This is a genomic window from Streptomyces sp. NPDC088910, assembly GCF_044749865.1.
GTDB lineage: Bacteria > Actinomycetota > Actinomycetes > Streptomycetales > Streptomycetaceae > Actinacidiphila.
Genome location: NZ_JBIVIV010000015.1, coordinates 38,041 through 59,451 on the forward strand (window position 1 = coordinate 38,041; position 21,411 = coordinate 59,451).

General features: G+C 73.5%; 21 protein-coding genes, 1 pseudogene and 1 riboswitch. Of the genes and pseudogenes, 11 read left to right on the forward strand and 11 right to left on the reverse strand.

Annotation, left to right across the window (positions count from 1 at the left end; translation table 11 throughout):
- The first annotated feature begins 26 nt into the window (after positions 1 to 26).
- The 5 genes from ACIP4Z_RS29505 (at position 27) to ACIP4Z_RS29525 (ending at position 5,051) form a co-directional block, all read left to right on the forward strand.
- Positions 27 to 1,034 carry a DEDDh family exonuclease gene (locus ACIP4Z_RS29505; RefSeq protein WP_401313201.1) on the forward strand — a complete coding sequence of 336 codons (1,008 nt, stop codon included), beginning with the start codon at positions 27 to 29 and terminating at the stop codon, positions 1,032 to 1,034.
- Positions 1,035 to 1,213: 179 nt separating this feature from the next.
- Positions 1,214 to 1,459 carry a hypothetical protein gene (locus ACIP4Z_RS29510; protein ID WP_188281880.1) on the forward strand — a complete coding sequence of 82 codons (246 nt, stop codon included), beginning with the start codon at positions 1,214 to 1,216 and terminating at the stop codon, positions 1,457 to 1,459.
- A gap of 97 nt (positions 1,460 to 1,556) precedes the next feature.
- A complete protein-coding gene (locus tag ACIP4Z_RS29515; RefSeq protein ID WP_355333702.1) occupies positions 1,557 to 2,405 on the forward strand; it encodes an SURF1 family protein in 849 nt (282 codons plus the stop codon).
- Between the two features lie 91 nt (positions 2,406 to 2,496).
- Positions 2,497 to 4,287: a glycoside hydrolase family 15 protein gene (locus ACIP4Z_RS29520; protein ID WP_401313206.1), complete on the forward strand. Its 1,791-nt coding sequence runs from the start codon at positions 2,497 to 2,499 to the stop codon at positions 4,285 to 4,287.
- A gap of 2 nt (positions 4,288 to 4,289) precedes the next feature.
- Positions 4,290 to 5,051: an SDR family oxidoreductase gene (locus ACIP4Z_RS29525; RefSeq protein ID WP_391044197.1), complete on the forward strand. Its 762-nt coding sequence runs from the start codon at positions 4,290 to 4,292 to the stop codon at positions 5,049 to 5,051.
- Positions 5,052 to 5,117: 66 nt separating this feature from the next.
- Here the strand turns inward: ACIP4Z_RS29525 and amaP are convergent, their stop codons facing one another.
- The 5 genes and pseudogenes from amaP to ACIP4Z_RS29550 form a co-directional block, all read right to left on the reverse strand.
- Complete coding sequence (gene amaP / locus ACIP4Z_RS29530) at positions 5,118 to 5,714, reverse strand: alkaline shock response membrane anchor protein AmaP (RefSeq protein WP_391159633.1); 597 nt, start codon at positions 5,712 to 5,714, stop codon at positions 5,118 to 5,120.
- 8 nt (positions 5,715 to 5,722) lie between these two features.
- Positions 5,723 to 6,265 (reverse strand): annotated as a pseudogene (locus ACIP4Z_RS29535) (DUF6286 domain-containing protein); the annotation flags it as partial.
- Positions 6,266 to 6,693: 428 nt separating this feature from the next.
- Complete coding sequence (locus tag ACIP4Z_RS29540) at positions 6,694 to 7,065, reverse strand: Asp23/Gls24 family envelope stress response protein (protein WP_355333713.1); 372 nt, start codon at positions 7,063 to 7,065, stop codon at positions 6,694 to 6,696.
- The gene (locus tag ACIP4Z_RS29545; RefSeq protein ID WP_188281874.1) at positions 7,065 to 7,265 is read right to left on the reverse strand and encodes a hypothetical protein; all 201 of its coding nucleotides are present in this window, start codon (positions 7,263 to 7,265) and stop codon (positions 7,065 to 7,067) included. Before ACIP4Z_RS29545 ends, ACIP4Z_RS29540 begins: the two co-directional genes overlap by 1 nt.
- 59 nt (positions 7,266 to 7,324) lie before the next feature.
- A complete protein-coding gene (locus ACIP4Z_RS29550; protein ID WP_355333717.1) occupies positions 7,325 to 7,822 on the reverse strand; it encodes an Asp23/Gls24 family envelope stress response protein in 498 nt (165 codons plus the stop codon).
- A 134-nt stretch (positions 7,823 to 7,956) separates the two neighbouring features.
- Here ACIP4Z_RS29550 and ACIP4Z_RS29555 point away from each other — a divergent pair, with 134 nt between their 5' ends.
- Entirely contained in the window at positions 7,957 to 8,730 is a 774-nt protein-coding gene (locus ACIP4Z_RS29555) for a nucleopolyhedrovirus P10 family protein (RefSeq protein ID WP_401313211.1), read from the forward strand.
- A gap of 41 nt (positions 8,731 to 8,771) precedes the next feature.
- On the opposite strand, the gene ACIP4Z_RS29560 is transcribed toward ACIP4Z_RS29555, so the two are convergent.
- The 3 genes from ACIP4Z_RS29560 to ACIP4Z_RS29570 all read right to left on the reverse strand — a co-directional run bounded on the left by ACIP4Z_RS29560 (position 8,772) and on the right by ACIP4Z_RS29570 (position 11,894).
- Positions 8,772 to 9,563 carry an enoyl-CoA hydratase/isomerase family protein gene (locus ACIP4Z_RS29560; protein WP_355333722.1) on the reverse strand — a complete coding sequence of 264 codons (792 nt, stop codon included), beginning with the start codon at positions 9,561 to 9,563 and terminating at the stop codon, positions 8,772 to 8,774.
- A gap of 91 nt (positions 9,564 to 9,654) precedes the next feature.
- Entirely contained in the window at positions 9,655 to 9,876 is a 222-nt protein-coding gene (locus ACIP4Z_RS29565; protein WP_188281871.1) for a helix-turn-helix domain-containing protein, read from the reverse strand.
- A gap of 419 nt (positions 9,877 to 10,295) precedes the next feature.
- A complete protein-coding gene (locus tag ACIP4Z_RS29570) occupies positions 10,296 to 11,894 on the reverse strand; it encodes an ABC-F family ATP-binding cassette domain-containing protein (RefSeq protein ID WP_355333726.1) in 1,599 nt (532 codons plus the stop codon).
- 232 nt (positions 11,895 to 12,126) lie between these two features.
- On the opposite strand from ACIP4Z_RS29570, the gene ACIP4Z_RS29575 reads away from it, so the two are divergent.
- A complete protein-coding gene (locus tag ACIP4Z_RS29575; protein ID WP_401313216.1) occupies positions 12,127 to 13,020 on the forward strand; it encodes a neutral zinc metallopeptidase in 894 nt (297 codons plus the stop codon).
- Positions 13,021 to 13,087: 67 nt separating this feature from the next.
- Here the strand turns inward: ACIP4Z_RS29575 and ACIP4Z_RS29580 are convergent, their stop codons facing one another.
- The 3 genes from ACIP4Z_RS29580 to ACIP4Z_RS29590 all read right to left on the reverse strand — a co-directional run bounded on the left by ACIP4Z_RS29580 (position 13,088) and on the right by ACIP4Z_RS29590 (position 16,595).
- Entirely contained in the window at positions 13,088 to 14,467 is a 1,380-nt protein-coding gene (locus tag ACIP4Z_RS29580) for a hypothetical protein (protein ID WP_401313219.1), read from the reverse strand.
- A gap of 168 nt (positions 14,468 to 14,635) precedes the next feature.
- Complete coding sequence (locus tag ACIP4Z_RS29585) at positions 14,636 to 15,751, reverse strand: alpha/beta hydrolase (protein ID WP_401313222.1); 1,116 nt, start codon at positions 15,749 to 15,751, stop codon at positions 14,636 to 14,638.
- Between the two features lie 181 nt (positions 15,752 to 15,932).
- Positions 15,933 to 16,595 (reverse strand): class II aldolase/adducin family protein, encoded by a 663-nt coding sequence (locus ACIP4Z_RS29590; RefSeq protein WP_401313225.1) that lies wholly within the window; start codon positions 16,593 to 16,595, stop codon positions 15,933 to 15,935.
- Positions 16,596 to 16,791: 196 nt separating this feature from the next.
- On the opposite strand from ACIP4Z_RS29590, the gene ACIP4Z_RS29595 reads away from it, so the two are divergent.
- From ACIP4Z_RS29595 to ACIP4Z_RS29610, 4 genes are all read left to right on the forward strand, one after another.
- On the forward strand, positions 16,792 to 18,042 hold the full coding sequence (locus ACIP4Z_RS29595; protein ID WP_355333739.1) for an inorganic phosphate transporter: 1,251 nt from the start codon (positions 16,792 to 16,794) through the stop codon (positions 18,040 to 18,042).
- A 54-nt stretch (positions 18,043 to 18,096) separates the two neighbouring features.
- Positions 18,097 to 18,372: a hypothetical protein gene (locus tag ACIP4Z_RS29600; RefSeq protein WP_401313228.1), complete on the forward strand. Its 276-nt coding sequence runs from the start codon at positions 18,097 to 18,099 to the stop codon at positions 18,370 to 18,372.
- A 115-nt stretch (positions 18,373 to 18,487) separates the two neighbouring features.
- A riboswitch (cobalamin riboswitch) is annotated at positions 18,488 to 18,617 on the forward strand.
- Between the two features lie 159 nt (positions 18,618 to 18,776).
- Positions 18,777 to 19,862 (forward strand): cobalamin biosynthesis protein, encoded by a 1,086-nt coding sequence (locus tag ACIP4Z_RS29605; RefSeq protein ID WP_401313231.1) that lies wholly within the window; start codon positions 18,777 to 18,779, stop codon positions 19,860 to 19,862.
- Positions 19,859 to 21,403 (forward strand): cobyric acid synthase, encoded by a 1,545-nt coding sequence (locus tag ACIP4Z_RS29610; protein WP_401313234.1) that lies wholly within the window; start codon positions 19,859 to 19,861, stop codon positions 21,401 to 21,403. The genes ACIP4Z_RS29605 and ACIP4Z_RS29610 overlap by 4 nt, the downstream gene beginning before the upstream one ends.
- Positions 21,404 to 21,411: the final 8 nt, after the last annotated feature.

A 21,411-nucleotide genomic window follows, 5' to 3' on the forward strand; every position in this document is an offset into this window, starting at 1 on the left:
AGTGGCGAGCCGTATTCTCTGTGACCATGCTCGACAACCTGGCCGCCCAGACACCGCCGCCGTCCCCGTGGCCTCCCGCCTATCCGGACGGTTACGCCGTGGTCGACGTCGAGACCACGGGGCTCGGCCGGGACGACCGGATAGTGTCCGCGGCGGTGTACCGGCTGGACGCCCGCGGCGAGGTGCAGGACCACTGGTATTCGCCCGTCAACCCGCTGCGCGACCCCGGCCCGGTGTGGATCCACGGACTCACCAGCGCGATGCTCGCCGACGCCCCGCTCTTCCCCGAGATCGCCGACCAGCTCGCCGAACGCCTCGCGGGGCGCGTCCTGGTGGCGCACAACGCGGTCTTCGACTGGTCGATGCTCGCCCGCGAGTACGCGCGCGCCCGGTCCGTCGCACCCGTCGAGCAGCGGCTGTGCACCATCGTCCTGGCCAAGGAGCTGCGGCTGCCCCTGGCCAACCACAAGCTGGAGTCGCTGGCCGCGCACTACGGGGTCGAGCAGCGGCGCGCCCACCACGCCCTCGACGACGCGCGCGTCCTGGCCGAGGCGTTCCGCCCGAGCCTGCACCTGGCCGCAGCGGCCGGTCTCCCCCTGCCGCTGCACACCTGCCGCCCGCTGACCGAGTGGGTCGACGGCTCCGACACGGTCCCCTCGCCGCGCCCCGGCGCCTCCTACGGGCCCGGCTCGTACCGCGCCACCGGCTGGCGCCCGGCCCGCAAACGGCCCTCGTGCCCGTATCCCAACCCCGGCCGCCTCGCTCCCGACGGGCCCCTGGTCCAGGGGATGCGGGTCGCCTTCTCCGGTGACACCGGCATCGACCGCGAGCTGCTGGAGGACCGCGCCACCGACGCCGGGCTCCACGTCGCCTCCAGCGTCAGCCGCCTCACCAGCGTCCTGGTCACGAACGACCCGGACTCCCCCACCTCGAAGGCCGTCAAGGCCCGCCAGTTCGCCACCCCGGTCATCGACGAGGCCCGCTTCACCGAACTCCTGAAGGCCGTCACCCCCGCGGCGGGCGTGCACGGCTAGGGCATCGGACCGGGCGGGCACGGCTAGCGGGCCGGGCGGACCGGGCGAGCGCGTCGAGCGCGGCGAGCGGGCACGGTTAGCGCGTCGGGCGGGCCGTGCGGGGCTCCATCCAGGTGACTCTCGCGCGACGCGGGGCCTCCCGCGTTGCCCCGGCGCGCTCACGGCAGCAGCCTGGGCACATGGCCCGATGCGAGGTTTGCGGAAACGACTACGTCATGAGCTTCGAGGTGCACGCCCAAGGCGCGGTGCACGTCTTCGACAGCTTCGAGTGCGCCATCCACCGTATGGCGCCGATCTGCGAGCACTGCCGGGTGCGGATCGTCGGCCACGGCGTGGAGGTGGACGGCCACTGGTACTGCGGCGGGCACTGCGCGAAGGCGGAGGGCGCGGCCGGGATCGTGGACAAGGTCGGCTCGATCGCCTGAGCCCGGCCGGCCGCTCCGCACCCCGTCCGACCACGGCCGCCCCCGCCTGAGGCCCCCCTCCGGAAGCCCCGCCCCGACCGAGTTGTACCGTCGTGGGGTGTACCGCTTCCTCTGGTCCCGCCAATGGGTGATCCTCACCCTCCTCGGTCTGGTCATGATGCCCACCATGGTCAGACTGGGCTTCTGGCAGCTCCATCGGCACGAGCACCGGGTGGCGAACAACAAGATCATCGCGGCGAGCCTGAAGGCCGCCCCGGTCGAGGTCGAGTCGGTGACGCATCCGGGTGCCGTGCTGCCGAAGACCGATCTGTACAAGTCGGTGACGGCGACCGGGCACTTCGACACGGCGCACGAGGTGGTGGCCCGGCACCGGACGGCGGGCAACGACGGCTCGGACGACACGTCGGGCGGCGGCCAGGAGGTCGGCTACCACGTGATCACCCCGCTGGTGCTGGCCGACGGCCGCGCGGTGCTGGTGAACCGGGGCTGGATCTCGCCGGGCAACGATCCGACCGCGTTCCCGAAGATCACGCCGCCGCCGTCCGGCGAAGTGACGGTCACCGGGCGGCTGCGCCCCGACGAGACGACGTCGTCGACGGGCATCCGCAACCGCTCGGGCCTGCCGGACCGGCAGATCATGCTGATCAGCAGCACCGTGGACGCGAAGTACATGCCGCAGACGCTGCTTTCGGGCTACATGGAGCTGGTGTCCATCACGCCGAAGCCCGGTCCGCACCAGCCCGCGCTCATCCCCGAGCCCGACCACAGCAGCATCGGCCCGCACATGGCGTACGCGATCCAGTGGTGGCTGTTCACGGGCATGGTGCCGGTCGGCTGGGTGGTGCTGCTGCGCCGCGAGCGCGCCGAACGGCTCGCGGCCCGCGAGAAGCAGGACAATCCGGAGAGCCCGCAGGAACCCGAGGGCAGCGTTCCGGTAGCGGTCTGACGCCCCGCCCGCGCACGCTACGGAGACGAGGGCCCGGCGCACACCGTGTCCGGGCGAGGCGAGGACCACCGGAAGGCGGCGAGGCGGCACCGTGCCAGGACGTATCGAGGATTACGCGCTCATCGGCGATCTCCAGACCGCCGCGCTGGTGGGCAGGGACGGTTCCATCGACTGGCTGTGCCTGCCCCGCTTCGACTCGGCCGCCTGCTTCGCCGCGCTGCTCGGCGACGAGGGCAACGGCCGCTGGCTGCTGGCGCCGACGGGCGCGCGGACGTGTTCGCACCGCTCGTACCGGGGCGACACGCTGGTGCTCGACACCTTCTGGGAGACCCCGACCGGGACCGTCAAGGTCACCGACTTCATGCCGCAGCGCGACCGGGCGCCCGATGTGATCAGGATCGTCGAGGGCGTGTCGGGCCAGGTCGACATGCGGGCCGAGCTGACGCTGCGGTTCGACTACGGCGCGGTCGTGCCGTGGATGCGGCGCGCCGACGGGCACCGGGTGGCCGTCGCGGGCCCCGACTCGGTCTGGCTGCGCAGCGACCCGCCGGTCCGGGCGTACGGCAAGGACATGCGCACGTACTCCGACTTCACCGTCGCCGAGGGCGACCGGGTCGCGTTCATACTGACCTGGCACCCCTCGCACGAGAAGCGCCCGCGCCGGTTCGACCCGTACGAGGCGCTGGACCACAGCCTGGCCGACTGGGACGAGTGGTCGGCCCGCTGCCGTTACGAGGGGCCGTGGCGGTCGGCCGTGGTGCGGTCGCTGATCACGCTCAAGGCGCTGACGTACGCGCCCACCGGTGGCATCGCCGCCGCCGCGACCACGTCGCTGCCCGAGGAGATCGGCGGGGTCCGCAACTGGGACTACCGCTACTGCTGGCTGCGTGACGCGGCGCTGACCCTCAACGCCCTGGTGGAGGGCGGCTATCTCCAGGAGGCGGGCGCCTGGCGCGACTGGCTGCTGCGCGCGGTGGCGGGCAACCCGGCCGACCTCCAGATCATGTACGGCATCGGCGGCGAGCGGCGGCTGACGGAGTACGAGGTGCCGTGGCTGCGCGGCTACGAGGGCTCGGCGCCGGTCCGGATCGGCAACGCCGCTGCGGGACAGCTCCAACTCGACGTGTACGGCGAGGTGTTGGACTCGCTGTTCCTGGCACGGGCGGCCGGGATGCGCGACGAGCCGCACGCCTGGAATCTGCAACGCGCCCTGATGGACTTCCTGGAGTCCGCGTGGCACCAGCCGGACGAGGGCATCTGGGAAGTCCGCGGCCCGCGCCGCCACTTCGTGCACTCCAAGGTGATGGCCTGGGTCGCCGCCGACCGCGCGGTGCGGACCGTGGAGGCGCTGCCGCGGCTCAAGGGCGATGTGGGGCTGTGGCGTTCGATGCGCGCCCAGGTGCACGCGGAGGTCTGCGAGAAGGGCTACGACGCGCGGCGCAACACCTTCACGCAGTCCTACGGCTCCGAGGAGCTGGACGCGGCGACGCTGCTCATCCCGCAGGTGGGATTCCTGCCGCCCACCGACCGCCGCGTGATCGGCACGGTGGAGGCGGTCCGCCGCGAACTGGACCTCGGCGGCTTCGTCCGCCGCTACACCCCGGACGCGGTCGGCGTGGACGGGCTGCCCGGCTCCGAAGGGGCCTTCCTGGCCTGCTCGTTCTGGCTCGCGGACGCGCTGTACGCGATCGGCCGCCAGGACGAGGCGACCGAACTGTTCGAGCGGCTGCTGACGTTGCGCAACGACGTCGGGCTGCTCGCCGAGGAGTGGGACCCGGTCGCCGGGCGGCTGCTGGGCAACTTCCCGCAGGCGTTCAGCCACGTCGGGCTCGTCAACACCGCGCTCGCCCTGTCGGGCGTGCCTGCCATAAGGGACTGCTGACCATGGATCTCGGACTCGACGGACGGGTGTACGTCCTCACCGGCGCCAGCCGCGGCCTGGGCTTCGCCACGGCCCGCGAACTGGTCGCCGACGGCGCGAAGGTGGTGGTCTCCGGGCGCACCGCCGAGGCGGTGGCCGCCGCGGCCGGGCAACTGGGCGGCCAGGACACGGCGTTGGGCGTCGCCGCAGACAACTCCGCCCCGGACACGGCGCAGCGGCTGCTGACGGCGGCCCGCGAGCGCTTCGGCCGGGTCGACGGGGTGCTGATCAGCGTCGGCGGACCGCCGGCCGGCGCCGCCGCCGACAGCACCGACGAGCAGTGGCTGCGGTCCTTCGAGACGGTGTTCCTGGGCGCGGTGCGGCTGGCCCGCGCCGCCGCGGCCGAGCTGTCGGACGGCGGTGTCATCGGCTTCGTGCTCTCCGGCTCGGTCCGCGAGCCGATCCCCGGCCTCGCCATGTCGAACGGTCTGCGGCCCGGCCTCGCGGGCTTCGCCAAGACCCTCGCCGCCGAGCTGGGGCCGCGCGGCATCCGGGTGGTCGGCCTGCTGCCGTCGCGGATCGACACCGACCGGGTACGGGAGCTGGACGCGCTCGGCGGCGACGAGGCGGCGGCCAGGGCCAGGGCGAGCGCGACGATCCCGCTGCGGCGCTACGGCACGCCCGAGGAGTTCGGCCGGGCCGCGGCCTTCCTGCTCTCGCCCGCCGCGTCGTATCTGACCGGTGTGCTGCTGCCGGTGGACGGCGGCGCCCAGCGCGCCCTGTGACGGGACGCGAAAAGCCCCCACCGACGGCCCGGTGGGGGCTCCGCGAGAGCGGGGCGGGCGGCCGGGTCAGCTGACCCGCGCCGCGCGGTGCCTGACCGCGCGCAGCCGCGCCTCGGCGGGCAGCTTGTCCAGACCGGCCGACGTACGGGCGCGGTGGAGCACCGCGCTGTCGAGACCGGCGACCACCTCGTCCGGGGTGGCGTCGGCCGCCAGGCCCAGCACTATCCGGGCGACCGGTGCGCCGCGCTTGCCGCGCAGCGCCGCTCTGGCCCACTCCACGCCGTCGTACGCCTCGGTCTCCGAGGTCAGCACGTTCTCCACGGCCCGGCCGCGCAGCAGCGCGCCCTGTCCGTCGCCGCTGTCGACCCGGAGCTGGCGCAGCCGCCGGGTGCGGGCCTGGGCGAGCAGCCACCACAGGGCGGCGAGCACGAGCACGCCGAGCACGGCGATGACCACCGGCCACCACCAGCCGTCGGAGCGGTAGCGGGTCCTGTCGTGCGCGGTGAGCAGCACGTCCTTGGGGCCGGTGAAGGGCCACCAGTGCGGCATCGTGAAATTCCACCGGCGTTGCAGGTCGAGGCCGCCGAGCAGCACGGACAGGCCCACGACCAGCAGGACGAGTCCGGTCAGCGCGAGCAGGACCCGGTTCAGTACGGTACGCATCCGCCCGGTCACCCCTTCTTCTCTGCGCGCTGGACATGAACGTGGAGCTGCGGCGGTTTGGCGAGGCCGAGCTGGCGTACGGCGTTGCCCAGCGCGGTCGTCAGGTCCGTGCGCACCGCGTCGAGTTCGCGGAAGTGCGAGGAGCCGTGCGCCGTGATCCGGCGGCGGCCGACCTTGACCCGTACCCAGCGGATGCCCGGTACCTCCATCGCCCGGTCGCGCAGCACCAGTTCGGCCGCGTGCCGGTCGAGTCCGGCGCGGACGCCGTTCTCGCCGCGCCGGGTCATCGGCAGCAGTCCGCGCTCGCCCGGCGTGAGGGCCAGCAGGATCAGCCAGAGGCCGAGCACGGCGGCCACGGCGGCGCCGACGATCACCCAGACGTTGTCCAGGTGGCGGGTGGCCAGCTCGTCGGCGAGCCGGGTCCGCCAGGCCATCGCGCGCCGGTCGGCGCGGACGGCGGCGATGTCGTACAGGAAGAGACCGGCGATCCCGAGGAGCACCGCGGCGGTGATCGCCGCGGGCACCCGGCGTCCGGCCCAGAACCGGCGCGCCTTGACCGGGGTCTGATCCGCGGTCAGGGCGTACGGCTCAAGGGTGCGGGTGGCGGGGTCCGTGAGCGTGTCGCCTCCGGCGAGGACGCCGGGGGTACCACCCGCGGAGGACGATCCCGGACCGGACGCCGGGCCGTACCCCGCGCCCGGGCCCTGCTCGGCCGCCGCGTATCCGGACTCCGAGCCGTGTTCGGCGCCGCCGTCGTCCCCTTCGGAAGCCTGCCCGGAAGCCTGCCCGTAAGCCTGCCCGTAAGCCTGCCCGGAGCCGTACTCGGAGGCCCCGTATTCCTGGTCCTGAGCGTATTCCGAGCCGTGCTCGGGAGTCCGCCGGGAGCGGTCGTCGTCGGGACCCTGCTCGGGGCCCCGCCGCTCCCCCTGCCCCGGCTCAGCGCCGTCGTTCGGGTTCTTCCAGGGACTCTCGCTGTCGCTCACTGGACCCTTCCCTCGTCCTTGCGGCGGTCGGCGGCCGAGTGCAACCGCTCCACCTCGACCGCGACCTCGGGAACCGACATGCCGGTCAACGCCTCGACGCGGGAGGTGACATGGCTGCGCACCGAGCCGCACACCGAGCCGATGTCGGTGGGGTAGCCCAGTTCAAGGGTGAGCCGCAGCCGCGCGCTGTCCTTGCGGACCGAGACCGAGGCGTGCGGGGAGTGGTCCTTCGGCACCAGTGCGGCGCCCGGCGCGTCCGTCAGGACCTCGCCGGCCGCCTGGGCGGCGATCTTCGCGACCACCCGGTCCGCGATCCGCAGTGCCCCGCGGTCGGCCGCGGGCAGCGGTGCGGGGACGGCTGTCCCCATCAGCGCCGCCGGTCGCGGTCGCGGCCACGGTCACGCGAGCGGAAGAACTCCCCAGGTTCCAGATCGCCGTCGAGGAATTTGCCCGCCACGAAACCGACCGCGCCGAGCGCCGCCACCAGCAGAAAAGCACCGAACCCGCCGAAATACCCGGCGAATCCGAGCGCCATTCCGACGGCCAGGCCGATCACCGCCATGCTCATCGTCCGCACTCCGTCCCATTGGTCGTGTTGACCATCTCCGTCTGCACTGGCTTGGACCCTTACTGGACCCGTTGCTCACGCTCGTCGTCGTCATCTTCGTCGGGAAGTTTCACGTCGCCCACGGCGACGTTGACCTCGACGACCTCGAGACCGGTCATCCGCTCCACGGCGTTGACCACGTTCTCCCGGACGGCGCGGGCCACTTCGACGATCGACACGCCGTATTCGACGACGATGTCCAGGTCGAGCGCGGTCTGCACCTCGCCGACCTCGGCCTTCACGCCGCGCGACACCGACTTGGTGCCGCCGGGCACGCGGTCGCGGACCGCGCCGAAGGTGCGCGACAGGCCGGTGCCCATCGCGTGCACGCCGACCACGTCACGGGCGGCGAGTCCGGCGATCTTCTCCACCACGCCGTCGGCGATCGTCGTGCGTCCGCGCGTGGCCGGGTCGCCGAGCGCTTTGCGCCCGCCCGCGCTGCCCTTGTCCAGGGTCCTGCCCTCGGCCGCTGACGAGCCCTCGGGCTCCGGCCGGTCGTACTGTGCGGTGTCCGTCATCGCGAGTCGTCCCTTCGTATGGGCTGCTCCGTGCCCCACACTATGTGCGCATGCCCCCGCGCGCTGCGGGGAACCGGCGAGAGGGCTGTTCCGACCCCCCAAGAGAGTGGTCGGCCTGCGGAAGGCGATATCTGGTGACCATGGACCGACTGGCCCGGACCGTACGGGAGCAGGTCGCGCTGGGCCGCCTGCTCCCGCTCGGCACCCCCGACGACAACGCCTGGATGACCGAGCGCGCGGCCGTACGCGCGCTGCGGTGGACGACCGCGGGGCTGTCCGGGGTACGGCTGGGCGGGGTGTCCCTGACGCTGGCCGAAAGCGGGGGCGAGGCGCCGGAGTCCGGTCCGGTGGGCGCGCTGCCGCACCTGCCGGTACGGATCGAGGCGTCGTTCGAGGCGACCGCCGACGAGCCGCTGCCGCAGGCCGCCGACCGGCTGCGCGACGTGCTGTGGACGACCGCGCGCGACGGGCTCGGCATCGCCGTGACGGAGGTGGACCTCCAGGTCACGGGGTTGCTGGACGGTGACGACGCGCCCGTGAGCGAGCTGGCGGGCGCCGAGGACGCGGAGCCGGACGGCGACGAGGCTCCCGTACCGCTCGACCCCAGCGGCCTCGCGGAAGCCGTGGCAACCGCGGCGCTGACCGTGCCCGGTGTCGTACGGCTGAGCAGGCGGCCGGTCGGCCTCGGCTCCGGTGTGCGGATCCAGGACACGGCGGCGGACCCGGCCGGGGATTCGGCGGGCTCCGACGAGGCGCCGGGCCGTCGCGTCCAGGTGCAGATCGCGGTGTCGCCGGGCCACCGGCCGCTGGAGGTGGCCCGGTCGGTGGCCGCCGCCGTCGCGGTCGCGGCGGCCGAGGGCGCGCCCGGTCCGGTGCGTACCGCCATTGTGGTGACGGACGCGGGCTGATCCCTCCCGCGCCCCGTGAAACGTCCGGCGCGGACGGGCGGCTACTCGCCCACGCCCGCCAGATCGCGCAGGCGGCGGCCCTGGGCGGCGCGTTCGGCCGCGTACTGCTCCTTCTCGGTGTGGGCGGCGGCGCCGCGCAGCAGGCCCTTGGTCTCGACGACCGCGTCGCGCGGCGGCGCGAGCAGGGCGCCGACCAGGTCGGTGACGGCGGCGTCGAGTTCCGCGGCGGGCACGACGAGGTTGGCCAGGCCGGTGCGCTCGGCCTCGTCGGCGTGCACGAAGCGGCCGGTGGCGCAGATCTCCAGGGCGCGGCCGTATCCGACCAGTTCGACCAGCGGCTTGGTGCCGGTGAGGTCGGGGACCAGGCCCAGACCGGTCTCGCGCATGGCGAACTGCGCGTCGTCCGCGCAGACGCGCAGATCGCAGGCGAGGGCGAGCTGGAAGCCCGCGCCGATGGCGTGGCCCTGGACCGCGGCGACCGTGATCACGTCGGTCCGCCGCCACCAGGTGAAGGCGTCCTGGTACGTGGCGATGGCAGCGTCGAGTCCGGCCTCCGAGCCACGCGCGAGGTCGAGGAACGACGGCTCACCGTCGAAGCCCTCGGGCGTGAACGCCTGGCGGTCGAGGCCCGCGGAGAAGGACACGCCCTCACCGCGCAGCACGACGACGCGTACCTGTCCCGGCAGCAACTGGCCCGCCTCGGTCAGGGCACGCCACAGGGCGGGCGACTGAGCGTTGCGCTTGGCCGGATTGCACAGGGTGATGTGCGCGACGGAGTCGTCGACGGCTAGCCGGACTCCGTCACGTTCGAGCAGGATCTTGGCGTCGGGCACTGGGCACCTCCGAGCGGACCGGACTGGATTACCGAAGAGTAACCAACCGGACCCGCCGGACCGCCCCCGGCCCTTGATACTCGCGGAGCCCTCAGGCCGTGGCGGCCTTCTTGCCCCGTGTGGCACCGCCGCGACCGCGCAGGGTCACGCCGGACTCGCTGAGCATCCGGTGCACGAATCCATAGGAGCGGCCGGTCTCTTCGGCCAGCGCCCGGATGCTCGCACCGGAGTCGTACTTCTTCTTCAGGTCTGCCGCGAGCTTCTCGCGCGCGGCGCCGGTCACCCGGCTGCCCTTCTTCAGAGTCTCGGCCACCCGTGCCTCCTCCAGGGAAGTGCGCTATGGACTCTCATGATCACCCCTAAGGGCGTTCCTGGCCACCCATTCGACAAGGTCCATCACGGGACATTCACCGGAGGAATGCCTGGATACGCCGGTGCGAAGGGGCCGGGAGCGGCTTTTCCGGGGCGGCAATTCCGTACGGAGAAGGGTGTGCGGGCAATAGCGGCAGGTCAGCCGTGGTCGGTAAGGAGTTCTCCGACGTCACACCACTGATCACGGCGGCGGTCGCCCGTACCGCGCCCCGTGGGCGCGCGGTACGAGCCGGACTCACGCAGATGAAGGATGATCAGTGGGCCGAATGATCGAATCGACATGATCACTTCGTGCGGGTGCGGGCCTCTGAGCCGCCCGCGCCCCGCGCGGGGCGGCGCCCGGCCGGGCGCCGCCGGGGCTCAGGCCAGCGAGACCAGGTCCTTGTAGTCCTGGCCCCACAGGTCCTCCACGCCGTCCGGCAGCAGGATGATCCGCTCCGGCTGGAGCGCGTCCACGGCGCCCTCGTCGTGGGTGACCAGGACGACCGCGCCGGTGAAGGTGTGCAGCGCGCCCAGGATCTCCTCGCGGCTGGCGGGGTCGAGGTTGTTGGTGGGCTCGTCGAGCAGCAGCACATTGGCGCTGGAGACGACGAGCGAGGCGAGCGCGAGCCGGGTCTTCTCGCCGCCGGAGAGCACCCCGGCGGGCTTGTCGACGTCGTCGCCGGAGAAGAGGAACGAGCCGAGGATCTTGCGGATCTCCACCAGATCGGTGTCGGGCGCGGCCGACCGCATGTTCTCCAGCACGGTGCGGTCCGGGTCGAGCGTCTCGTGCTCCTGCGCGTAGTAGCCGAGCTTGAGGCCGTGTCCGGGCGTCACCTGGCCGGTGTCGGCCTGCTCGACACCGGCCAGCAGGCGCAGCAGCGTGGTCTTGCCCGCGCCGTTCAGACCGAGGATGACGACCCGCGAGCCGCGGTCGATCGCGAGGTCGACGTCGGTGAAGATCTCCAGCGACCCGTACGACTTGGACAGGCCCTCGGCCATCAGCGGGGTCTTGCCGCACGGGGCGGGGTCGGGGAAGCGCAGCTTGGCGACCTTGTCGGAGGCGCGTACCGCCTCCAGGCCGGACAGCAGCTTCTCCGCGCGGCGCGCCATGTTCTGCGCGGCGACCGTCTTGGTGGCCTTGGCACGCATCTTGTCGGCCTGTGAATTCAGGGCGGCGGCTTTCTTCTCCGCATTGGCCCGCTCGCGCTTACGGCGCTTCTCGTCGGCCTCGCGCTGTTGCTGGTAGAGCTTCCAGCCCATGTTGTACACATCGATTTGCGACCGGTTGGCGTCCAGGTAGAAGACCTTGTTCACCACGGTCTCGATGAGGGTGGCATCGTGCGAGATCACGATGAATCCACCGCGGTACGTCTTCAGGTAGTCGCGCAGCCAGGCGATGGAGTCGGCGTCGAGGTGGTTGGTGGGCTCGTCCAGGAGCAGGGTGTCGGCGTCCGAGAAGAGGATCCTGGCCAGTTCGACGCGGCGGCGCTGACCGCCGGAGAGGGTGTGGAGCTGCTGCCCGAGGATGCGGTCGGGCAGTCCGAGCGCGGCGGCGATGGTGGCGGCCTCGGCCTCGGCGGCGTATCCGCCCTTGGTGAGGAATTCCGTCTCCAGACGCGAGTACTTCTTCATCGCGTTCTCGCGGGTGGCGCCCTTTCCGTTGGCCATCCGCTCCTCGTTCTCCCGCATCTTGCGCAGGACGGTGTCGAGGTCGCGGGCGGACAGGATGCGGTCGCTGGCGAGGGTGTCCAGGTCCCCGGTGCGCGGGTCCTGCGGGAGATAGCCGACCTCGCCGCTGCGGGTGACGGTGCCTGCGGCGGGCTGGCCCTCCCCCGCGAGCACCTTGGTCAGGGTGGTCTTGCCCGCTCCGTTGCGGCCGACCAGGCCGATGCGGTCGCCCTTGGCGACACGGAAGGAGGCGGACTCGATGAGGATGCGGGCGCCGGCGCGCAGCTCAAGGCCGGTGGCAGTGATCACGGGAAAAGCTCCAGGACAGGGACGGACGACGGAAACGGGCGCGAGGTCGTACGCCGTGGCTAATCGAGGAATAGAACTGCCATGGGGCTCAGTCTACCGGCGGCCGGCAAACGGTTTACCGCGCCGGGGGGCACGGGCATTGCGGGGCCGACTGCCCCCGCCCCCGGTCAGGGGCGCGCCGGTACCCGGCCACCGGTGCGCCGAAGTGGGGCACATCACACATAATCGGCACATGCGGTTCGACGACGACACTCCGCTCGACACCTCGCAGGTCCAGGACCGGCGGGGCGGTTCGGGCGGCGGCCCCAGCGGGAAGATGGTGGGCGGCGGAATCGCCGGGCTGCTCGCGGTCGTGATCGGCCTGGTGCTGGGCATCAGCCCCGACCAACTCGGCCTCAGCGGCGGCTCCGACACCGTCTCGGACACGCGCGCGGCCGGCGCCGGTCTGGCGCGGAGCTGTTCGACCGGGCGGGACGCCAACGCGCAGGAGCAGTGCCGGATCGTGGCCGTGGTCAACAGCGTGCAGGCGTACTGGACCGCCGAGTTCAGCCGCCGCGGCGCCGCGTACCGGACCGCGCCGACGGTGTTCTTCGACGCTCCGGTGAGCACCGGCTGCGGTCCGGCCGACCCGCGGACCGGGCCGTTCTACTGCCCGGCGGACCGCAAGGTCTATATCGACTTGAATTTCTTCCAGACGTTGCAGACCCAATTCGGCGCCAAAGGCGGGCCGTTCGCAGAAAGCTATGTCGTCGCGCACGAATACGGCCACCATGTGCAGAATCTGACGGGTGTTCTGAGCGCGGCCCAGGACGGCCGCAGCGGGGCCGACAGCGCGTCCGTACGCGTGGAGTTGCAGGCCGACTGCTATGCCGGGCTGTGGGCGAAGAACGCCACCAGGACCCTCAATCCGGCCACCGGCACCTCGTTGATCACGGCGGTGACGCCCGACGACATCGCGCGCGGTCTCGACGCGGCGGCGGCCGTCGGCGACGACACGATCCAGTCGCGGGCGCAGGGGCGGGTGACGCCGGACGCCTGGACGCACGGGTCCGCGGCGCAGCGTCAGCAGTGGTTCACCACCGGGCTGAGGACCGGGGACCTGGCGGCCTGCGACACCTTCGGCTGAGGACCGGCGGGCGGTACGGGTCCCCGCGCGCTGTACGGCGCGGGGGTCGCGTACCGCTCGCGGCGGCTCAGGTCTCGCCGGTGTGGACCTGGAAGGCGGCCCTGCGCATCGCCTTGGCCAGGGCGGGGTCCGGGTGCGCGGCGGCGAGCGCCACGAGCACCTGGACGGTCCTGGGGTGGCCGACATTGCGGACCTCTTCGAGCAGCCCGGGCACCGAGCCCTGGACGGCGGTCTCCAGGTGGCTGACGAGCAGGTGGTCCTCGCCGTGGTCGGCGACGGCCGCGGCCGTGTCGATCCACAGCCAGGTGGCCTCCTCGCGGGTCAGCAGGCCGGTCGCGGTGTCCGGGTCGCCGCCGTCCAACTCCGCCAGCCACAGCACCGCGTAGGGGCGCAGCGTCGGCTCCTCGACCACGCCGCGGACGGCCGGCTCCGCGGGGTCGCCGACCACGCGCAGTGCCTCGAAGGCGAGGCCGCGCAGCAGGGCGTCGTCGCCGCGCGCGGTGTCCAGCAACTCGCCGACGGCCAGCGCGACCGGGCGGGCGGCCAGCCAGGCGCGGTACTCGGCGCGGGCCGGACCCGGCGAGAGGCGGGCGCTGGCCCGCAGCATGGTCTCGGCGGACTGCTCCATGTGTCCCGCGGGGCCCTGCGCGGCCACGCAGATCTGCTCCAGCTTGACCCACACCGCCCAGGAACCGATCGCGGTGAGCGTGACCTCGTCGGGACGCTTGGGGTCGCGGGGGCACAGCGCGCCGACCCGGGCGACGGCGTCCAGCGTCCAGTCGAGCAGCGCGGGCAGCGGATCGGGGGCGTCGCCCGCGCCGTCGGCGGGCGGTTCGTGCCGCTCGGCGCGCAGCTCCGCGACGCGCTGCCGCAGCAGGTCGAGCAGGGTGTCGATCGGCACCGGCTCGTTGGACAGGTGCAGGAAGGACAGCAACTGCGGTGCGGCCTCGATGACTTCGGCGACCAGCGCCGGGTCGGGACCGGCCTGCGGGCCCGGCAGGAAGGGGTGGGCCAGCGACCAGGCGTCGAAGAGCGCGACCCAGCCGCGCAGCACGGCGGTGTCGTCGGTGTCCCAGGCCCGCAGCCGCCAGCCGGGCCGTGCGGTGCCGCCGTGCAGTTCGATCAGCCCCGACAGCCGCGCCCGGTCCCATGCGGTACGGATCTGCGGCCGGGTCAGGTCGAGCGCCGCTGCGGCCTGCGCGGCGGCGTCGTCGGGCAGTATGCCGGTCGGTCCCGCGGTGCCGGGGCCGGTGCCGGCCCAGCGCGCGAGCCGTGCGGCGTCGGCCAGTTCGGCGCGGGCCAGCCGGGCGAGCTGCGGCAGCGGCGGCGTGCCCTCGGGCGGCCGCGGGGGTCTGGACCGGCGCGTCGTTGCGGTCCGGCGGGCGGCGGTGAGCGGCCGTCGGGGGACAAGGCGGAGCGGAGTGTCTCGCGGGCTACGGGACGTCACTGGAGAAGTCTCTCCGGTGAGCGCCCATAATCCCAAACGGAACCCGGCCCGATGATCTACAAGGGTGCCCCGGGGGCGCTCTTCCGGGCCCCTTCGGGCGCGCGTCGTCGCAGCTCAGCTGGGGTTTCCGGGGCGGCTCTCACCCTGATGGGGCGGTCTTGACACCGGTCACATCAGTGGTGTGAGGAATCGTCGCAATGTCTCCTCGTAGTCCGCCGGGTTGACGTTCCACATCGCCGCGTGCGGCGCGTCGGGCACGGTGTGGAGGGTCACCAAGTCGGCTCGGAGGGCCGCGAGTTCGCGGGAGGCGGCCCACGGGGCGAGGGTGTCGCCCGGTCCGTGCACGAGCAGGGTGGGGACGGTCAGCCGCGCCGGGTCCGCCGCGGCGGCGACCGGCTCGGGGAGCAGGCCGGTACGGCCCTCGGCGGCGCGGACGGCGAGCGGCATCAGCGCGTCGGGGACGCCGTTGGACTCGGCGGCGGCGCGGACGGTGGCCTCCCAGTCGAGCACCGGCGAGTCCAGCACCAGGCCGCTGACCCGGTCGCGTACCGGGGACCCGGCCAGCGCGTGCAGGGCCATCGTGGCGCCGGTGGACCAGCCGAAGAGCACCAGCCGCTGGGCGCCGTACTCGACCGCGTACCGCATCGCCGCGTCGAGGTCGCGCCATTCGGTGGCGCCGAGGTGGCCGATGCCGTCGGGGGACGCGGGGGCGCCGGGGTCGTTGCGGTAGGCGAGCAGGAGCTGCGGGAGGCCGTGGGCGTGCAGGGCGGTCGCCACGTTCAGCGGGTGCTCGCGGGTGGCGCCGAGGCCGTGCACCGCGATCACCCAGGTGTCGCGGGCGCCGGGCACGAACCAGGCGGGCAGCGGGCCGAGTTCGCCGCGCAGCAGGACCTCGGTGTGGTCCAGGCCGAGGGCGCTGCCGGGGTCGCCCGCGCACGCCTGCGGGGTCAGCCGGACCCGGGCGCCGGGGGTGAGGGCGCCGCGCTGGACGCTCAGCAGCCGCCGGGTCACCGAGTACGGGGTCAGGTCGAGCACGTCGCCGACGGCGGCGTGCAGATCGTCGCCGGTCAGGCCCCAGACGCCGGGGCGGGCCGAGGACAGGGTGCGGGTGAGCACCACCTGGTCCGCGGTCACGCTGTGCAGCGTCACGTCGCCCTCGGGCACCGGGCCTCTCAGCGACGGCCTCAGGGCGAAGCGGGATCCGTACCGGCCGGCCGCCAGCGCGGCCGTTCCGGCACCCAGCACGGTGGTGGCTGCCATGGCCACCGCGGTTCGGGTACGCATCTCTTCCAGTGTGAGCGCGTCGGCCGAAAGCGGCCAGGCGACGGCGGCGGCCGGGTGACGTACGGGGGCCGGGTGGCGTACGGGGGCGGACGGCGTGTGCGGGGCGGCCGGGCGCGGCGGGCGCGGCGGGCGCGTGGAGAGGCGTGTGTGGAGACGGTGGAGAAGCGGCGGCCCGAGTCGTCTAGTCGGCGGGCTCCGGCGCGCCCTGCCCGTAGCCGCGCAGCTTTTCCGCGACTTTGGCCAGCTCGCGGCCGGGGAGCGTACGGGGCTCGTGGCCGTTGGCCGATCCGGCCAGCAGCCAGACGCGGCACATCCACTCCAGCTGGGCGGTGTTGTCGTACGCCTTGTCGAGGGTGTCGGCGTACACGAGGGTGCCGTGGTTGCGCATCAGGCAGCCGGTGCGGTCGCGGAGCGCCTTGAGGACGGCGGCGGCCAGCCTCTCACTGCCGTAGGTGGCGTAGTCCGCGACCCTGACCTGGCCGCCGAGGGCCGCCGCCATGTAGTGGATGACGGGCAGCTTGTCGACGAGGGTGGAGACGGCGGTGGCGTGCGCGGCGTGGGTGTGCACGATCGCGCGGGCGTCGGTGGCGCGGTAGACGGCCAGGTGCATGGGCAGTTCGCTGGTCGGCCGCAGCTCCCCCATGAGTCGGCGGCCCGTGAGATCCACCACTACGGCGTCCGCCGGGCCGAGCCGGTCGTAGGGGACGCCGGTCGGGGTGACCAGCACGAGATCGCCGACGCGGGCCGAGACATTGCCCGAGGTGCCGACCACCAGCCCGTCGGCGACCGTGCGCCGGGCGGTGTCCACCACGTCCGACCAAGCCTTCTCCAAGGAGTCCTGCACACGGGCATTATCACCGCCCGGCCCCCGACGGGCGCGGATCGCCTCCCCGAGGGGTCCGATCGGCCGGATCGGCTTGATACTGACGGAGGCCGCCCGACCGCTCCGGCACCACAAAGCCGCCGTCAGTTCATCTTCCGTTCATCCGCTCTCCGTACGGTCGCCTCGCCACTGTCCGATCAAACGAATGCCTGGGTACATGGAACACATCACGCTCCTGATCGGAATCGTGATCGTCACCGCACTCGTGTTCGACTTCACGAACGGTTTCCACGACACCGCCAACGCGATGGCCACCACCATCTCGACCGGCGCACTCAAGCCAAAGACGGCGGTGGCCATGTCCGCCGTGCTCAACCTCGTCGGCGCCTTCCTCTCGGTGGAGGTCGCCAAGACCATCTCCGGCGGCATCATCGACGAGTCCTCCGGCATCAGACCGGAAGTGATCTTCGCCGGGCTCGTCGGCGCGATCGTCTGGAATCTGCTCACCTGGCTGGCCGGGCTCCCGTCCAGTTCCTCGCACGCCCTGTTCGGCGGCCTCATCGGCGCCACCCTCGTCTCGGTCGGCACCCACGGTGTGCACGGCGAGGCGGTCGTCATGAAGGTGCTCATCCCGGCCGTCGCCGCGCCGATCGTGGCCGGTCTCGCCGCCACGCTCGCCACCCGGCTCACCTACCGGATCGGCCGCCACGCCGACCCCGAGGCCACCTCGAAGGGCTACCGGGCGGGCCAGATCGCCTCCGCGGGCCTGGTCTCGCTCGCGCACGGCACGAACGACGCGCAGAAGACGATGGGCGTCATCACGCTGGCGCTGATCACCGGCGGCGTCGTCGCCCCGCACGCCGACCCGCCGCTGTGGGTCATCGTCTCGGCGGGCAGCGCCATCGCGCTCGGTACGTACATCGGCGGCTGGCGGATCATCCGCACGATGGGCAAGGGCATCACCGACATCCAGCCGCAGCAGGGCTTCGCCGCCCAGACCGGCGCCGCGGCCACCATCCTCGCCTCCTCGCACCTCGGCTTCGCGCTGTCCACCACGCAGGTCTGCTCCGGCTCCGTGATGGGCGCGGGCCTCGGCCGCAAGGGCGCGGTGGTCCGCTGGAGCACCGCGGGCCGCATGGTCGCCGCGTGGGGGCTCACGCTGCCCGCCGCCGGCCTGGTCGCGGCCGGCGCCGCGCTGCTGGCCGACGAGGGCACCTGGGGCGTCACCGCCGTGGCGGTCCTCGGCCTGGCCGTGTGCGCGGTCATCCGTACGGCGTCGCGCCGCAAGCCGGTCACGCACGCCAACGTCAACGACCTGGACGGCGACCCGGCCGCAGGTCCGGACGCGGCGGTCGAGCCGCAGGGCGCGGTCACCGCGGCCATCGCGGCCGTCATCCCGCCGCCCGCCGGGACCGTCGCGCCCGGCGCCCCCTCCGACACCGTTCCCGGCGCACCCGCCACGGCCTGACCTGCCCCTCCCCCGCGCCTCCCCGCTCTACCTCAAGGACCCAGGGACCCCCTCATGAGCATCGACTGGCACGCGCTCGGCACGGTCTTCGGCGTCACCCTCGTGGCGACCGTGGGCCTGGTCGGCCTGTTCACCCTCGGCATCGTCGGCCTCACCAAGCACGGCTCCGCTCCGGCGTCCGACTCCGGCTCCGGCTCCGGCTCCCCCGCCACATCAGGGTCCGGCTCCGTTTCGCACGGGGGCGCCCTGCTCGCCCGGACCGGCGGCTACGCCTGCTTCGCCGTGTGCGCCGCGGCGGTCTCGTACGGCATCTATCTGATCGTGGCCTGAACTCACGGGTTTCGGCGGCGGATGTGGACCTCGCCACACTCCGTCTTCCCAGGTCAACGGTGAGTTGACCTGCCTGCGCGCACGTGGTGGACTGCGGAGGCCATGCGGCGGCAGGAGAGGAAGTCCGGTGCGAATCCGGCGCGGTCCCGCCACTGTCACCGGGGAGTGCACTCCCAACCCGTACGTCACGGCCGGAAATCCGGTTGGAAGGCCGGGAGTGCGTAGATCCGGGAGCCAGGAGACTCTCACCGCCGGTCACGTCGAACCAGGGCGCGGACCCTGAGTGAGGACCTCTGCCATGCCCGGCTGCGCTCGACTCGTCACGGACCACCGCACGCAGGTGCGCACAAGTACGCCACCCTGTCCGGCACTTCACCTGGACGGCGTGGACGCGGGCTGAACCGGTGCGTGCCGATCGCGTGTTCGCGTACGGCGCCGCACTCGGCTTTCTCGGCGATCTCGTCGCGGGCGACCCGCGTCGCGGCCATCCGGTCGCGGTGTTCGGGCGCGCGGCGGGCGCGTTGGAGCGCCGGATGTGGCGTGACGACCGGGGCAGTGGGGCGGTGTACGCCGTGCTGTGCGCCGGGGGCGCGGTGGGTGCCGCCGCGCTGGCCGACCGGGCCGTACGGTCCTCCGTCGCGCTCCGCGTCACGCTGACCGCCGCCGCCACCTGGTCGGTGCTGGGCGGGACGTCACTGGCCCGTGAGGCGCGGGCCGTCGCCGCCGCGCTCGACGCCGGGGACATCGAGGCGGCGCGCGCCCGGCTGCCGCACCTCTGCGGACGCGACCCGCATTCCCTGGACGCGGCGGGGATCGCGCGCGCCGTGGTCGAGTCGGTCGCGGAGAACACCTCGGACGCGGTCGTCGGGGCCCTGGTGTGGGGCGCGTGGGGCGGGGTGCCGGGGCTGGTCGGCTTCCGCGCCGTCAACACGCTCGACGCGATGGTCGGTCACCGGTCGCCGCGCCACCTGCGGTTCGGCTGGGCCGCCGCGCGGCTGGACGACGTCGTCGGCTACCCCGGCGCCCGCCTCACCGCCGCGCTCGCCGTCCTCGCCGGGCCCTCGCCGCGTACCGCCCTGCGCGTCTGGCGCCGGGACGCCGCCGCGCACCCCAGCCCCAACGCGGGACCCGTGGAAGCCGCCTTCGCCGGCGCCCTGCGCCTGCGTCTCGGCGGCACCCTCTCCTACGCGGGCCGCACCGAACACCGCGCCGTCCTGGGCGCCGAACACCCGGCCCCGGCCCCGGCCGACATCGCGCGGGCCGTCCGGCTGTCGCGGCGGGTCTCGGCCGCCGCGGCGGCGCTCTGCGTCCTGACGGCGGCGATACGGGACGGCTCGGGGCCGGGCCACGGCCGGCCGGGGGAACGGCCCTTCGGGGGACGTGCCGTCGGCGGAGGGATACGTCCGCCGCGGCGGCGCGAAGCACGAGGGTGGAGTCCGACGGTGTCGCGCCGGGCGCGGTCCTTCTCCGGCGCCGGGGGGACCTCGTGACGGGCCTCGGGGGCGGCCTGTTGGTCGCCGGGACGACCTCGGACGCGGGCAAGTCCGTGGTGACGGCGGGGATCTGCCGGTGGCTGGTGCGACAGGGCATACGCGTGGCCCCCTTCAAGGGGCAGAACATGTCGCTGAACTCGTTCGTGACGCGGGAGGGCGCCGAGATCGGCCGGGCACAGGCGATGCAGGCACAGGCCGCCCGCGTGGAGCCGTCGGCGCTGATGAATCCGGTGCTGCTCAAGCCGGGCGGCGACCGCAGCAGCCAGGTCGTGGTGCTGGGCAAGGCCGTGGGCGAACTGAGCGCGCGCGGCTACCACGGCGGACGGCAGGCCGATCTGCTGGGCACGGTCACCGGCTGCCTCGAAGAGCTGCGCGGCCGGTACGACGCGGTGATCTGCGAGGGCGCGGGCAGCCCGGCCGAGATCAATCTGCGCAGGACCGACATCGTGAACGTGGGCGTGGCCCGCGCGGCCGGACTGCCGGTGGTCGTGGTCGGCGACATCGACCGCGGCGGCGTCTTCGCGTCCTTCTTCGGGACGACGGCGCTGCTCGCGCCGGAGGACCAGGCGCTGGTCGCGGGCTATCTGGTCAACAAATTCCGCGGTGACGTCTCGCTGCTCCGGCCGGGTCTGGACATGCTGCACAAGCTGACCGGCCGGCCGACGCTCGGCGTGCTGCCGTTCGCCCACGGCCTGGGCATCGACGAGGAGGACGGGCTGGGGGTCCCCCGGGGCGGAGTTCGGGGGAGCGTGTCGCCGCGCGGCGCCGCCCATGAATCGGTGGTCGCGCCGCCGCACGGCGCGGAGGTGCTGCGGGTCGCGGTGGTCGCCGTACCGCTGATGTCGAACTTCACGGACGTGGACGCGCTCGCGGCGGAGCCGGGGGTGGTGGTGCGGTTCGTGGACCGGGCCGAGGAGTTGGCCGACGCCGACCTCGTGGTGCTGCCGGGCACGCGCGGCACCGTGCGGGCGCTGGAGTGGCTGCGTGAGCGCGGCCTGGCCGACGCCGTCGTACGGCGGGCCGCCGAGGGGCGTCCGGTGCTGGGTGTCTGCGGCGGTTTCCAGATGCTGGCCGACCGCATCGAGGACGACGTCGAGTCGCGGGCGGGCTCGGTCCCCGGTCTTGGCCTGCTGCCGGTCCGGGTGCGCTTCGCCGCCGCGAAGACGCTGGCCAGGCCGGTCGGGACGGCGTACGGGGAGCGCGTCGAGGGCTATGAGATCCACCACGGGGTGGCCGAAGTCCTGGGCGGTGACGAGGAGTTCCTCGACGGCTGCCGGGTCGGCGCGGTGTGGGGCACGCACTGGCACGGCTCGTTGGAGAGCGACGGTTTCCGCCGGGCGTTCCTGCGCCGGGTGGCCGCCGCCGCCGGGCGGCGCTTCGTCCCGGCGCCCGACACGTCCTTCGGGGCGCTGCGCGAGGCGCAGTTGGACCGGCTGGGCGATCTGATCGAGGAGCACGCGGACACCGGCGCGCTGCTGCGGCTGATCGAGCAGGGGCCGCCGCCCGACCTGCCGTTCGTGCCGCCGGGCGCGCCGTGAACGGCAAC

What these genes read in the sequence shown, in the direction of transcription:
- ACIP4Z_RS29505 (WP_401313201.1), top strand. Translation starts at nt 27, where the DNA reads ATGCTCGACAACCTGGCCGCCCAGACACCGCCGCCGTCCCCGTGGCCT.
- ACIP4Z_RS29510 (WP_188281880.1), top strand. Translation starts at nt 1,214, where the DNA reads ATGGCCCGATGCGAGGTTTGCGGAAACGACTACGTCATGAGCTTCGAG.
- ACIP4Z_RS29525 (WP_391044197.1), top strand. Translation starts at nt 4,290, where the DNA reads ATGGATCTCGGACTCGACGGACGGGTGTACGTCCTCACCGGCGCCAGC.
- amaP (WP_391159633.1), bottom strand. Translation starts at nt 5,714, where the DNA reads ATGCGTACCGTACTGAACCGGGTCCTGCTCGCGCTGACCGGACTCGTC.
- ACIP4Z_RS29540 (WP_355333713.1), bottom strand. Translation starts at nt 7,065, where the DNA reads ATGGGGACAGCCGTCCCCGCACCGCTGCCCGCGGCCGACCGCGGGGCA.
- ACIP4Z_RS29545 (WP_188281874.1), bottom strand. Translation starts at nt 7,265, where the DNA reads ATGAGCATGGCGGTGATCGGCCTGGCCGTCGGAATGGCGCTCGGATTC.
- ACIP4Z_RS29550 (WP_355333717.1), bottom strand. Translation starts at nt 7,822, where the DNA reads ATGACGGACACCGCACAGTACGACCGGCCGGAGCCCGAGGGCTCGTCA.
- ACIP4Z_RS29575 (WP_401313216.1), top strand. Translation starts at nt 12,127, where the DNA reads ATGCGGTTCGACGACGACACTCCGCTCGACACCTCGCAGGTCCAGGAC.
- ACIP4Z_RS29585 (WP_401313222.1), bottom strand. Translation starts at nt 15,751, where the DNA reads ATGCGTACCCGAACCGCGGTGGCCATGGCAGCCACCACCGTGCTGGGT.
- ACIP4Z_RS29595 (WP_355333739.1), top strand. Translation starts at nt 16,792, where the DNA reads ATGGAACACATCACGCTCCTGATCGGAATCGTGATCGTCACCGCACTC.
- ACIP4Z_RS29600 (WP_401313228.1), top strand. Translation starts at nt 18,097, where the DNA reads ATGAGCATCGACTGGCACGCGCTCGGCACGGTCTTCGGCGTCACCCTC.